At 65.2% G+C, this 14258-nt stretch carries 7 protein-coding genes; 4 read left to right on the top strand and 3 right to left on the bottom strand.

From position 1 onward, the window contains the following. Positions 1-105 precede the first annotated feature (105 nt). The 4 genes from NVV90_RS09265 to NVV90_RS09250 all read left to right on the top strand — a co-directional run bounded on the left by NVV90_RS09265 (position 106) and on the right by NVV90_RS09250 (position 8007). Complete coding sequence (locus NVV90_RS09265) at positions 106-3582, top strand: putative Ig domain-containing protein (protein ID WP_258440852.1); 3477 nt, start codon at positions 106-108, stop codon at positions 3580-3582. A 320-nt stretch (positions 3583-3902) separates the two neighbouring features. Continuing rightward, a complete protein-coding gene (locus NVV90_RS09260; protein ID WP_258440851.1) occupies positions 3903-4847 on the top strand; it encodes a hypothetical protein in 945 nt (314 codons plus the stop codon). A 94-nt stretch (positions 4848-4941) separates the two neighbouring features. After that, complete coding sequence (locus NVV90_RS09255; protein ID WP_258440850.1) at positions 4942-5892, top strand: glycoside hydrolase family 43 protein; 951 nt, start codon at positions 4942-4944, stop codon at positions 5890-5892. Between the two features lie 84 nt (positions 5893-5976). Continuing rightward, positions 5977-8007, top strand: a complete 2031-nt coding sequence (locus NVV90_RS09250) for a TIM-barrel domain-containing protein (protein ID WP_258440849.1) — start codon at positions 5977-5979, stop codon at positions 8005-8007. Positions 8008-8021: 14 nt separating this feature from the next. On the opposite strand, the gene NVV90_RS09245 is transcribed toward NVV90_RS09250, so the two are convergent. The 3 genes from NVV90_RS09245 to NVV90_RS09235 all read right to left on the bottom strand — a co-directional run bounded on the left by NVV90_RS09245 (position 8022) and on the right by NVV90_RS09235 (position 14205). Further along, positions 8022-10325 carry a glycoside hydrolase family 95 protein gene (locus NVV90_RS09245; protein WP_258440848.1) on the bottom strand — a complete coding sequence of 768 codons (2304 nt, stop codon included), beginning with the start codon at positions 10323-10325 and terminating at the stop codon, positions 8022-8024. A gap of 241 nt (positions 10326-10566) precedes the next feature. Further along, the gene (locus tag NVV90_RS09240; protein ID WP_258440847.1) at positions 10567-11883 is read right to left on the bottom strand and encodes a glycoside hydrolase family 27 protein; all 1317 of its coding nucleotides are present in this window, start codon (positions 11881-11883) and stop codon (positions 10567-10569) included. A 24-nt stretch (positions 11884-11907) separates the two neighbouring features. After that, positions 11908-14205 (bottom strand): glycoside hydrolase family 127 protein, encoded by a 2298-nt coding sequence (locus tag NVV90_RS09235; RefSeq protein ID WP_258440846.1) that lies wholly within the window; start codon positions 14203-14205, stop codon positions 11908-11910. Positions 14206-14258: the final 53 nt, after the last annotated feature.

The raw sequence follows: 14258 nt of genomic DNA, 5'->3' as shown, positions 1-14258 counted from the left end.
GAATCGCGGGGCTACCGTGCGGCCGCGTACGAACACCCAGCTCCGGAGTAAACAGCAGAACTGCACTACATCACTCAGCCAACACTGATCGATCCAGGAGGACCGATGAAGCATCCTTCAACCATGCGGCAATGGGCTCGCGTGCTCACGATTGCCGCCGCCGTTGCCCTGGTGGCACCGGCCGGCGGCATACCCGCCTTTGGCGGCTCGGCACCCGCAGTTGCCGACACTGGCCAGGAGGTGACCATTTCCGAAAGCGTCGACGCGAGCGGGTTTGTCCATCCTGGAATCGGCGTAAGCGCCAACAGCCTTCGCAATGCTCGCGCCATGGTACAAAGCGGCACGGAACCATGGAAGAGCTACTACCAAGCCATGGCCGATACGCCCTTCGCTGCGCGGGACTTCCGTTCCGCCAATGCCAGCAGCACCACCGACCAGCCCGGCACCACCGCGTTCAACTCCCAAGGCGTCCAGAGCAAGCTCATCCGGGACGCCTTCGGAGCCTACACGCAGGCCACTCTGTACGTCATCACGGGCGATCCCGTCTACCGCGAGAACGGTATGCGGATCATACGCACGTGGAGCAATATGGACCCAGCCAAGTACGCCTACTACCCGGATGCCCACATTCACTCCGGCGTCCCTCTATACAGACTTGTAGCGGCAGCCGAAATTTTCCGCTCCACTAGTGTTCCTGCCGGGTACACGGCCTACGACCTAGGCTGGAGCGACCAAGACACCAGCAAGCTCAGCACCAATCTCATCGTGCCGATGACGGAAACTTTCCTGCACACCAATTGGCGCTACCTGAACCAGCACACCTACCCTCTTGTGGGTGCCATCGCGGGGTACATCTTCACCGGGAACAGGGACCGCTACTCAGAGGCAGTCGAGTGGTACACGGTCAACGCTTCGACGTCCCGGCCGGAGCAGAACGGCTCCATCGCAGCCCAATTCCCCCTCATCTCGGCCGACAATCCCCGCAATCCTTATGGTTACTCCTTCGTTCAGCACCAGGAGATGGGCCGCGACCAGGCCCATGCCGGAGATGGCATCAACACCACCGGGGCGATTGCCCGTTTCCTGACAATCCAAGGGACCACCGTGGATCCTTCAGCCGGCACCGTCTCCACGGCTCCGGATGCAGTCTCGCCCTACAAATTCCTGGGCAATCGTCTCCTCAAGGCCGCGAACGCCTTCACCGGTTACATGCTCGGCTACGACATTCCGTGGATAGACACCACCGGCGGACCGGGCCGACTGTCCGAGGCATACCGGGGACGTTTGTACAATCCCATCGACGAGCTCTACAACGTCTACAAGTATGAGCTGGGAGTGGACGTTGAACGTGAGGCGCCCTATGTCGCCGAACTGCACGCCAAGGCTGATGGGCCAAAGTTCTTCTGGGGCGTCGGCGCGTACAACTCCTGGGAAAGCAACCCGGACTACAGCCCCGAGTTCTGGCTGTCCCTTCCGCCCTCAGTTGCCGGCCAGACCCGCCCCACCGCTACCGACGCCAAGGTGCAGCTGGAAACGCGCAGCTCGGCAACGGACGGGAACAAGCTCAAGGTCAAGAGCGAAGACGGGCGAACATATGTTCAGGTCAACGCGACGGGCAATGGCCGCACTATCGCGGTACGTACCCTCATGTATGTCAGCCGGAGCGGCTACAGCCCCGTAGGCATCCAGTTTCGGACCAACGGACCCGCTACCCTCGCCATTGGTAAGGACCCTGCAAACCGGCTCTCGGTTCCCCTCCCCAACACTCATGGTCAGTGGCGCTACGTCACCTATGACGTTGACGCCGAGAAGCTGACCGGCAAGAGCCTTGGCGGAGAGAACCTGGCCTACTTCACTGTGATGGGCACGGACGATACGCAGGTTGATTTTGACTACGTGAACCTCGAAGCCAAGAAGCAATTGACGGTTCCGCAGTTTCCCAAGGACACCGTCACTCCCGTCATCGGGCTGGCAGGAACCGTGCTGTCCCGCTCGCTTGCAGCCACAGATGCCGGTGGCGAGGCGCTCCAATATTCCTCGGTAGGGCTGCCCTCGGGTGCCCGGCTGGATCCCAGCACCGGGCTACTTACGTGGACAGCACCGGCCGACGCAACCGGCAAATACAGTTTCCAGGTCACTGCCGACGACGGCACCACCGTCGTGACCCGACCCGCCACGGTAATCATTGGGTTGAACCGCCAAGCCGCATTAGACGCCGCCCTGGCCGGTTTCGATCCCAAGGCCGTCTACGAATCACCGTCCGCTGCAGCTTTCGAGACGGTTAGGGCTGAAGTCCGCGCAGCCATGGATGCGGCCGACGACGCCGGCTTCCTTGATCAGCTCGTTCGTCTCCAAGACGCGGTCAAGGCACTCAAACTCCTGACGCCGCACCTTGCCAGCGACGGATCAATCGACTATCGAGGGTTGGTTACGAGTAACCCTGCCAGCATTCAACCCATGAATTTGGTAGACGGAAACTTCGACACCACCACCGGGGATCTGCGGGCACCATTCACCCTCGACTTCGGCCAAGGTTTCCAAGTCTCAGCGGATGCGTTTGGCCTGCAGGCCCGATACAACTTTGCCAACCGTTCCCAAGGGGCCAATGTGTATGGTTCCCGCGACGGACGAGCCTGGACCCTGTTGACGGAGCGTGAAACCACGGACACCACTGCCTCCGGCTTCGCCATGGAGACCATTCCGGTGCGTGCCGAGGTGGCAGGGCAGGCTTTCCGCTACCTGAAAGTCCAGGTGGACCATCCCGGTGTGCCAACTGACCCCGCATACCCTGGCATCTCCTCGTTCAGTGAGCTCCGCATCCACGGGAACCGCCACGAATTGGCGGCGGCTGTTTCATCGTTGTCCATTTCAACGTCGAACGCCGACAAGGGCCTGGCAACCAACGGGGACACAGTAGCGTTCAATGCCGTGGCCGCCGAGCCGCTCTCCAGCCTGAATGTCGTCGTCGAGGGACAACCCGCGGCAGCCACGTCCAGTGACGGAATCAACTGGAAGGCCACCGCCCAACTTCCGACGGACGTCGCGTTCGGCCGCGACGTGCAGTTCACGGTGGACTGCCGGACGACATCCGGCAAGGACTGCGGGACGCTCACGGCCACGACTGACGGCAGCCGCCTTGCCCTGTGGAATACGGCGATTAAGCGGCTTCCGGTAGTTCAGGGATGGGTGAACGCCTCTACACGCGCTTGGCCGGGAACGGGCACGCCGCAGGAGAACGGGTGGAAGATGTTTGACGGCAACACTGCCACGTACACGGACACCACGACGGCGAATGGCTGGGCATCGGTGACACCCACCGACGGAACACGCATTGTGGCCGATATCGTACGGGTATTCCCGAGAACCAGTCACATAAGCCGCGGCAATGGAACTTTTGTCCAAGGTTCCAACGACGGCGGGGCCACGTGGCAGACATTTCTGACGATCACCGGAATGGCGGCGGCCAACTGGTACACCTTCACGCTTCCACAGCGTGTCGACTACGCCCAGGTCAGGGTGTCCGACGAACACGGCGGCAACACCAACCTGGCGGAGGTTGAGTTCCTGCACAGGGAACCGTAACCCTATACAGCAGAAGGCCGGGCAACCGGGACCACGAACTGCTCCCCGAAAGTTGGACTGGCTTATCAGTCCTGTCTTACGGGGAGCAGTTCAGGTCATCGGCACCTCGCTTCGGGGATCCAGCCCTTTACCACCTCATCCCTCCGAAATGATTCACATAGGAGTACAACAGTGACAGCGACCGACTCGACTCACAGTAAGGTGACCGCGGCGCATATCCGATCACCCTTCCGCAGGAAGATCCGCAATGCCGAACACTTACCTTCCACCAGGTGCCAGCCGTCTTCCACGTCCTCGCGGTCCGGTGCCGAGGCGGAACGGTGACTGACATCCCGAAACCGCTGTTCCGCGACCCGATCCACGACGGAGCCGCCGACCCGACGGTGATCTGGAACCAGGCTGCCGGAGAGTGGTGGATGTTCTACACCAACCGCCGCGTCTTGGCGCCCCCGATCGACGACGTCTCCTGGGTGTTCGGCACCGACATAGGCATCGCTGCCTCCTCCGACGGCGGAGCGACCTGGTCCTACCGAGGGACCGTGCAGGGCTTGGAGACCGGCTGGGGCCGGAACACTTTCTGGGCGCCTGAGGTTTTGGACGACGGCGCGATCTACCACATGTACGTCAGTTACATCGAGGGCGTGCAGACGAAGTGGGGAGCCCCGTCGGTGATCCGTCACTACACCAGCACGGACCTTGCGCACTGGGAATACGAGTCCACGCTTGACCTTGGCTCCCAGCACGTCATCGACGCGTGCGTCGTCCCGCTCCCGGAAGGGGGCTGGCGCATGTGGTTCAAGGACGACGATCACGGCACCCACACCTACTGGGCCGACGGTCCCGACCTGTACCGGTGGAGGCCGGGCGGCGCGGCCGTGGAGAACCTGCCCCACGAAGGGCCGAACGTCTTCGCGCTGGGCGGCTCGTACTGGATGCTTACTGACGAATGGGCCGGCCTGCGGGTGCACCGCTCCACCGACCTGCGCACCTGGGAGATCCAGGACCGTATCCTCGCCGAGTCGGGCTCGGGTGAGGACGACGGCGGCAACGGGCTCCACGCCGACGTCGTCGTCGTGGGCGACGACGCGTTTGTCTTCTACTTCACCCACCCTGGGCGCCTCGCGGGCGAACTGGCCAGCGACAGCCTCTACACGCACCGCCGCACCTCGATTCAGGTCGCTCGGGCGCGTGTCGTCGACGGGCGGTTGGTGTGTGACCGGGACGAGGTGCTGACCGCTCCGATATTGCCCCCGGGCGGACCGTGAAACCCGCGGCTACAGCCGACTCGTTCACAAGCTAAATGACTAACCCGAAGCGACTTTACTTACGCCATAACCATAGAAGGAGTGGTCCAGTCTGATGAGTTCCAGCCGCGAGTATGCGGGGTACCTCTACGTTCATTTCAAACGCGAATCGGTGGATGGAGAGCAGATCCATTTTGCCCTGAGCGATGGGAACGACCCCCTCCATTTTGACGACCTTAACGGCGGCAAGCCCGTCCTGTACTCGACTTTGGGGGAACGCGGCGTCCGCGACCCGCATATCGTGCGTTCGCCGGATGGCAAGCGGTTCTACCTCGTCGCAACAGACCTGCGCGTATTCGACTGCGACGACTGGGAGCGGCTCCAGCGCCGGGGCAGCCGCTCGATCATGGTCTGGGAATCAACGGATCTCGTGACTTGGGGAGAAGGCCGTCTCGTCGAGATCGCGCCGCCCGAGGCCGGCAACACCTGGGCTCCGGAGTCTGTCTGGGATCCCGAGCAGGAGGCCTATCTCGTCCACTGGTCCTCCACGCTCTACGACAACGCCGAACACGAGGGCGAGAGCTACAACCGGATCATGTACGCCACTACGCGCGACTTCCGCGAGTTCTCCGAGCCGCGCGTATGGATCGACCGGGGCTGGTCGACGATCGATGCCACGGTGATCGAAAGCGAGGGCCTCTATTATCGCTTCATCAAGGATGAGCGCGCCCGGGGCGGACAGGCGCCGACCGGCAAGTCAGTCTTCTCAGAGATCGCCGTATACCTCAGCGCGGTCGACTGGAAGCCGCTAGCCGAGGGCATCGGACTCGACGCGATCAACCGGGGCGAGGGTCCGCTGGTGTATAAGGCGAACACTGAGGATAAGTGGTTCCTCTGGATCGACGAGTTCACACCGGAACGCCGCTATGTTCCCTTCGAGACGACCAGCCTGTCCGGCGGACAATGGACTCCCTCGCAGGACTTCCGGCTGCCAGAGGACCCCTGCCACGGCGTCGTGCTGCCCGTGACCGCCGAAGAGTATCAGCGGCTCAGCCGTCTGGGGTGACGCGGATCCCTCCTGGCACCAGCAGGTGACGCCATACGTAGATGAGAGCCCAGAAGGGGCCCAATCCCCACGAAAAGAGACAAAATGACCATGATAATCACACCGGCCGGTATCGAGTGGCGAGGTGACGGTGAGACCGTCCGCATCGATGCCTGGGGTGCGGGGGTGCGCGTCCGTGCTTCGCAGGAGCAGTTCCCCGACGCCGACGGGGCCTTGATTCCCGAGGCCCGCAGCACTGCAGCCGTCGATCGGATCGACGGGCGGACTGTCCGCATGCAAGTCGCAGGCACGGTGGTCATCGCCCAGGAGGAAGAGCACCCAAACTGGGGTGCAGGCTACCTCACGAGCTCACTGCGGCTCCGCTTTGAGAACTCCGATGGGCGCGTATTGCTCGAGGAGCTGGGCGGCGGAGGTGCGCTCAAACTCATCGCCCGCGACTACGCACCGCATGCCGGAGGCCGTAGCGCGATCACCGCGTCGTTCATCTCGTCGCGCACTGAGCGTCTCGTTGGCATGGGGATGTACCAGCAGGACACCCTTGACCTGAAGGGAGCTACGCTCGAACTGGCCCACCGCAACTCCCAGTCGTCGGTCCCCTTTGTCATCTCCAGCGATGGCTACGGATTCCTCTGGAACAATCCCGCCATCGGACGGGTGGTGTTCGGGACCAACCGCACAGAGTGGCATGCTGGCATCACGGACGGGATCGACTACTGGGTGGTCGCCGGGGACGGGCCGGCCGCGATCGCCGACGCTTACGCGGAAGTTACGGGGCGGGCTCCGATGATGCCTGAGTATGGCCTCGGTTTTTGGCAGTGCAAGCTGCGGTACTGGAACCAGGAGCAGCTTCTCGGAGTCGCCCGGGAATACCGCGGGCGTGAGATCCCGATCGACGTCATCGTCGCGGACTTCTTCCACTGGCCGGCGATGGGTGACTGGTGCTTCGAAGAGGAGTTCTGGCCGGACCCGAGCGCCATGGTCAGCGAACTGGCGGAGATGGGCATCGAGCTCATGGTGTCGGTCTGGCCGCAGGTGTCCACGGAGTCGCGGAACTTCGGTCGCCTGCGGGACGAAAACCTCCTCGTCAAAACGCTGCGTGGCATCGATGTGCAGTTCTTCTTCGACGGCGATTACGCACGGTTCATCGACGTGACCAATCCCCGGGCGCGGGATTTCCTGCGGGAGCGCCTGAAGGAAAACTACGGGGCGCACGGCATCCGGCTTTTCTGGCTTGACGAGGCCGAGCCGGAGTTTGCGATCTACGACTTTGATCACTACCGCTATCACGCGGGGCCGGGCGGGGCGGTGACCAACCAGTATCCTCGTGACTTTGTCCGGGCCATTGGCGGTGAAGCCGTTGAGCGCGGCGAGCGGCCGGAGGTTTCGCTGGTGCGGGCGGCATGGGCCGGTTCGCAGCGCTACGGTGCGCTCGTCTGGTCGGGAGATGTTCACTCCACGTTCCAGGACCTTCAAGCCCAGATCACGGCCGGCATCCAGATGGGAGCCGCCGGCATACCCTGGTTCACGACGGACATCGGCGGCTTCGGGGGCGGCGACGGAGAAGACCCGCAGTTCCGGGAACTGCTGGCGCGGTGGTTCCAGTTCGGCACCTTCAGCCCCGTCATGCGCCTCCACGGCGACAGGCGCCCCGGCGCCCCTGTCAGCACCGCTTCCGGCGAGCACCGCCTCAACACAGGCTCTGACAATGAGGTGTGGAGCTTCGGTCCGGAGCTCGAAAACCTCATGATCGAGTACATCCGACTTCGCGAGGACCTGCGCCCCTATACGCGTGCCGCGATGGAGCAGGCACACACCAGCGGCGTGCCGGTCATGCGTGGCCTGTTCTTCGAATTCCCCGATGACGACACCGCCTGGATCGTGTCGGACCAGTACTTGTTTGGAGCCGACATCCTCGTAGCCCCGGTTGTCGAGTCCGGAGCCCGCAGCCGCCGCCTTTACCTTCCCGGAGCCGGGACGTGGACAGAAGTCCGGACCGGCAAGCGTTTCACGGGTGGCCAGTGGGTGGAAGTTGACGCGCCGATCACGTCAGTGCCCGTCTTCGCACGCACCGACGAGGCGACGGAACTGCTGAAGCGACTATCCGCCGTCGGGTGATCCGGCAGGCGAGGTCAGCCCGTTGACTCGACACGGTAGATCTCGCCCCCGCGGGCCGGCCAGCTCCACCTCCAGCGGCCGGCCCGCGACGGCGGCCCAACAGTGGGCGTGACCACGGCACCACCGCTCGCGGTGACGTGAGGACGGAAGTCGTCGTCGGCTTCGATTGTGACGGCACCGTCCCGGGACGGAGTGATCGCGGCTTGTGCGAGCGAGCCGCCGCACCAGGCGATGTCCAGCAAGACTCCGCCGCGGGCCCGCAATCCCCTCGCGCGTCCGTCGCTCCAGGACCGCGGCAGCGTTGGCAGCAGGCTGAGCGCCTCATCGTGGCTCTGCAGCAGCAGTTCGACGATCCCCGCGACTGCTCCCAGATTGCCGTCAATCTGGAAGAGCGCCCCACCAGGCCAGTGGGCATGCGGATGCATGTCGAGTAGTGATGCCGAGGCGAGATCGCCGGTCAGGCGGTCAAGAGCCTGCTGCGCGATGTCCCGGTCGAACGTGCGTGCGGCCAACGCAAGCACCCATGCCTGGCTCCAGCCGGTGTACCCGCCGCCGTGGTCCAGCCGTGAGCGCAACGCTGTGTGTGCGGCGGCGAGGAGTGCGGGTTCCTTGCTCGCTGTGATGCGATCGCCTGGGAAAACCCCGTACAGGTGGGACAAATGCCGGTGATCCAGCTCGGTGGGTTCATGCCCGCTTGGCCACTCTTCCAGCCGCCCCTCCGCGTCGACGCCAGGTAGGTAAAGGTCCATGAGCGCGTCGCTGCAGCGTTGCGCGAGCGGTTCTGCGGTTCCTAGGCGACGGGTCAGATCCACGTAACGGCCGAGGATTTGCGCCGCTAGCTCCTGATCGACAGTCGCACCCGCGGTCACAGCGCCGCGCTGGCCATTTCGCGTGTACGCGTGCTCCGGAGAACTGGATGGGCTGACCATCAGTTGCCCGTCAGCCGTTGCGGCAAGCATGTCGAGGAGAAACTCAGCACTGTCCCGCAGGAGCGGCAATGCAACATCCTCCGCGAACTTCGCCGGCGGGTCGAAATCGAGTCGATCGCAGACCTGTGCACAGAGCCATGCCAGGCCGGTCGCCCAGTTCGACCAGGTCGGTTCACCCTGGACCGGCTCCGTGTATCGCCAGAGGTCGCTGTTGTGGTGGCAGGTGGAGCCGCCGGCACCGTAGACCGCGGCTGCCGTCACACGGCCGGCGTCGCCAAGCTCACGAGCGAGGTCAGTGAGAGGCTCGGCTGCCTCAGGCAAGCCCACCAGCTCGCTCGCCCAGTAGTTCATCTGCACATTGATGTTCGTCGTGTAGTTCGAACTCCACCCGGGTCGGATGTCCGGATTCCAGATCCCCTGCAGGTTTGCCGCCTGCGTTCCGGGCCGCGACGAGGAGATCAGTAGGTACCTTCCGAGATCGAAGTAGGTCTGCGCGCGCCTGGCCCGGGGGTCCGGCGATGCCGAGAGATCAATCTCCACGCGCGTGAACAGCTCCGAATACTCGGCGAGGTGCCGGGCCCGCAACTCCTCAAGCCCACGGCCCAGCGCGCGCCCCACGCAATCGGATGCCCGGGCGGACAAGGCGTCGACATCAATGCTCGGATCACTCTGCCAGCCACGGAATCCCCCGGCTGCCGCGACGATGAGGAGGCGGCCGCCGCCGGGTACGGGCGCCTCGGCCGCCACCACCGCCCAACCCATGCCAGCCGGTGCCGTGGCACCGGCTGCTGCGGGTTCGTCGCCGTACACCACCGCATCAACAGCATCCACATAGTTCGGCAGTGCGATGCGCGGCGCGCGACCGCTCGCCCGGAGCCACCGGACGCCGCCAACATCATCCCGCGCAACATCAGTGCCTGGGTGCACCGCCGCGAAACCGAGTTCGCCACTCGCCACACCGCCCTGTTGGTGCAGGACGATTACGTCGTCGGGCTGCGAGACCCAGGCATCAAGCGTCGCCTCTCCGTGGACCACCCGTACGCTCGCGTGGTCCATGTCGAGCGTACGGCGGTAGCTGAGATCAGGGTCCGGCCTCGACCACTCCCAGCGCAGCGAACCCAGCGGCTGGTACGACTCCGTCCAGTCGTCGGATTGCAGCGCGCGGGCTTCGGCGTCGGCCGCCGCAACATCGCCTGCCGCGATGGCTTCCCGGAGGCGATGCGCCGTCTCCACGCGTTGTGCGGGAGCACGGCGGCGCGGTCCGCCCGACCACACAGTGTCCAGGTTCAGGCCGATTTCCTCGACACCGGGCCGGCCCGGCACGATCGCCCCGAGAGAGCCGTTCCCGATCAGGAAGGAATCCGGGAAAGAGGCAGCGGGGGTGGTCAAGGTGACCTCCGACCCGGTACGGAGCTCGGCATTCGACAACGGCATTCCTTCCAGAGTCGGCTCCGCACAGCACCGGTCACAGACCCCTTGGCACGAGGCCGGACGGTGCGGTCCGGCTCCAGGTGTTGGGATCGGCCGCATGCGGCCACGATGCCGGCGACTGCGGCAGGAGCAGTCCGCTTGCCAGTGTAATGTCGATCACTAACATCTGCCCATCGACGCACCTTGATCCGGCAGGTTCCTAGGCTTGGAATCGCAATAATGCCGCACCGTGGGGCTCCAATGTCAGATCGATCGCCAGGCAGCCCGGCGCCACTCCTCGAGCGGCATTCGACTGGACAAGCACGGTGCGCGGCTCAAGCGCCGTCGACGTCCACAGCTCCTCCACCTTGCAACCCGGGACTAGCGGGAAGCCCAGGTTCCCGAAATCGAGTGTTAGGTCCAGCGGGGCCTCCGCAAGGTTAAAGGCGGCTGTGTAGCGGGTGTCGCCGGCCCCCTCGGCGGCCCAGAGGATCAACGGCCCCTCGCGGAAGATTTCCCGGCTCCCCCGGGAGTTCTTCAGCACCTCCAGTACCGCGTCATTAGTGAAGAGGGCAGTGGTCGCCGGGTGCGAGGACGGCAGATCTCCTCCGATCATGAGCGGCGAGCGCGCAATGACCCAAAGGGTCATGAGGGTCACCCGTTCATCCGGCGTCAGACGGTCGTCGCGGGGCTCCCCCCTCTCGGCCCGGATGCCGATGCGACCCAGAGGGAGCATGTCCCCATCCGGCCAGCCTTCGGGGCCCGCGTGCGGAGCCCAGCGGGCAAACCGGGAGAAGTTCGGCTCCACGTGGTCCCACTGGTCCCAGAGGTCGTCGCAGATCCGCCACATGGTGGCGTGACCTCGCAGATGGTCAAGGCGGGTCAGCGAGAGGTCCCTACCCGGGGAGAGGCTCAGCATTATGGGCCGCCCGCAGCGTTCGATGGCCCGGGCGAAGGCCTCGATGTCGGCCTGCTGGTACGGCCAGAGCATGTCGTCAGCCTTGATGAAATCGACACCCCAGCCCGCGTACAGGTCCAGCAGCGAATCGTAATACGCCTGGGCGCCCGGGTGGCCGTGGTCCAGACCCAGCATGTGGGGGTTCCACTCGCAGACGTTGGAGGGATCGGCGGCGTCGCGGGCGAAGAACCCGGTGCCGTGGACGATGGTGTTCTGTTCCACGGCTCGCCAGGGGATGCCGCGCATCACGTGGATTCCGAACCTTAGGCCCATGGCGTGGATCTGTTCGGCCAGTGGGGCGAAGCCGCGCCCACCGGCGGCGCTGGGGAAGCGTGCCGGGTCTGGCAGCAGGCGGCCGTACCCGTCCAGTTCCAAGGGTGCGCCGTCGTTGTAGCCGTGGGACCGGGCAGTGGGATCGGCCCAGTCGATGTCCACCACCACAGTGTCCCAGCCGTACGGGAGCAGATGCTCAGCCATGAAGCGGGCGTTGGCCAGGACCTCTTCTTCGGTGACCGTGGTTCCGTAGCAATCCCAGCTGTTCCAGCCCATCGGCGGGTGGGAGGGGGTTGTCAAAGTCATGGAAATCTCCTGTGTTCTATGTCTTCAGCCGAGGGAATCCGCGGTATCGGTCAGCAGCAGCAGGCGGCTCAGCCGGGGCATGGGGCGGCCTTCCTGCGGGGCGAGGAGCAGGCGGGCCTCCTGCCCTCCTCCGGTGCTGAACGGCATCTCCCACACGCCGTCCGCCCCGGCGGTGACCTCCACGGCCGTCGGGTGGTCGCCGCCGGAGAGGAGGAAAGGCTCCTCTCCCTCCCCGGGAACGCATTCGACGCGGAGGCTCGTGCCGATCGTCGTCCAGTCGCGCAGCGTGAGCGAGAGCGGCCCCTGGGGACGGAGCCAGCGAGTCCCGTCCACCGTCACGCCGCGTTCCGCGCGGGAAACACTGACCTCGTGGTCGAGTTCAGGCTGCTGCTCCCCGAAGGTGATCCCATCCACCACCCGGGCTTCAAGGGCCGTGGACGCTCTGTCCTGCTCGACCAGCGCGTCCCGGACCTCACTGACCTGGCTGCCGTCCTGCGCCACGGGCCAGGAGAGCAGGTACCGGGAATCGTGGATCCTGTGCAGGGGCTTCAGGCGGACCCTCTGCCCGTCCGTGGCGAGGACAGAAAGCTCCCCTCCCTCGCCAGGCACTGCGTCCAGGTCTCCGGCGAGCAGCACGGGGGTGTCCGAAAGGGGCCGGAGCGGGCCGGAGGCGATATGGGCTGTTCTGGCCCCGCCCGCCCGGTAGTCCAAGCTGTCGTCGGGTATCTCCCCGGCCAGGACGGTGGGCCCGTACTGGATCCATGCCCAGGCCGAAGCGTCCGGGGCCGGGACCAGGCGGGGCTCTCGCTCCATGGTGAGCCGGATCTCCTCCGTGCCCTCCCAGCTGCGGCGCAGGTTCCACCAGCCCGCGTCATCGTGATCGATCAATTGACCGTCGCCCAGCACGGCGGCCGCCCCCCGCGCCCACTGCGGGACACGGATGGCGAGTGTGAACACCTGCGGTTCCGGCGCCGTCACCCGGACGCGGGCGGTGCTTCCAACGGGCCAGTCTGAGTCGATGGAGATCTGCACACCCCGTTCCTCCCAGTTGAGTTCACTGGCGAGGAGCCAGGTGATGCGGAGTTCGTCCCGCTCGGTGACGTACACGTGGGCGCCGTGCTTCGCATGCGCCTCATAGCCGGAGCCCATGCAGCACCAGAAGCCGTCCTGCTCGGCTGAATACACCCGATAGTGGCCGGGACGGTGCGAGGTAAAGTAGACCAGCCCGCCATGTTCCGGGTGCTGGGTGGAGAGCACATGGCTGCACTGCGTCACCTCGATGTAGTCCAGATAGTGATTCTCTCCCTCCAACAGATAGAGCTCGCCTGCGAGCTTGACCATGTTGTAGCTGTTGCAGCTCTCCGGACCCTCACGGCCGAGGAACATCGGGGAGAAGTCGTCCCTGCGGTGGAAATGCTCCCGTACGCTGTTGCCGCCGATCGCGCTGCTGCGCCTGCCCACGACGTCGTCGAAGAAGGCCTTGGCCGCCTCGCCGATGCGCGCGGTCGCCCGGTCTTCCGCACCCAGTTCGCGGGCCGCCCTGGCGATGGTTGCGTAGCCGACCACCACGGGGATCTGCGTATTGGCGTGCAGGCCGGCCAGGGAATCCTGGTCCCGCTCGCCGGGCAGGGCCAACACCCGCGCGATGAGCTCCTCCCGGACGAATCTCTTGGCCAGGTGCAGGTAGCGGGTGTCCCGGCGGAGCAGCGCCAAGCGGGCGAACGCCTCGGTGAGGCCCCCGAACTCGGTGACCAGCACGCCCTCCAGCATCTCCTGGTCCAGGCGCGCCAGGATCTCCAGCCACCAGTTCCCCAGATGGTCCAGGAGCCGGTCCGCCTTCGCCGAGGGGACGTGCCAGGCGACGTCAATGAGGCCGGCCAGCGTCTTGTGCAGGTTGTACAGGGGGACCCAGCGGCCGTTGAGCTCAAAGGGCGACGCCGTGATCTCACCGCGGGCGAGCTCGTCCCAGAGCGCTTGCCCGCGGTGGACACCGCCCAGGTAACCCGTGCCGCCGGCCAGCTGCGCTTCCCGCAGCCCGGAGAGCATGCGTCCAAGCATCTCCCCCAGGCGGCGGTCGCCGTCGCCCGCCACGGCAACGGCGAGGGCCGAAAGGACGTGGCCCGCGGTGTGGCCATCGAGCCCGGAAGACTCCCAGCCGCCGTAGCCCTCCGCGGCGGCAGGAAGGCCCGCCTCACGGCGGAACGGGGCCAGAAGGCGGTCCGGGTCCAGGCGCAACAGGGCCTCACGGTTCACCCGCTGGGCATCAGCGAAGCGGCCCTCGCGGAGCCGAACCTGCCTCAGGGGCCGGTAGTCACGATTCATGGTTGTCTCGTTTCATGACAATGCAGGTCAAACAGGTACCCCATCGAAGCCGA

It is taken from the genome of Arthrobacter sp. CJ23 (genome assembly GCF_024741795.1).
GTDB lineage: Bacteria > Actinomycetota > Actinomycetes > Actinomycetales > Micrococcaceae > Arthrobacter.
This window is presented reverse-complemented; position numbering and strand designations above follow the sequence as displayed.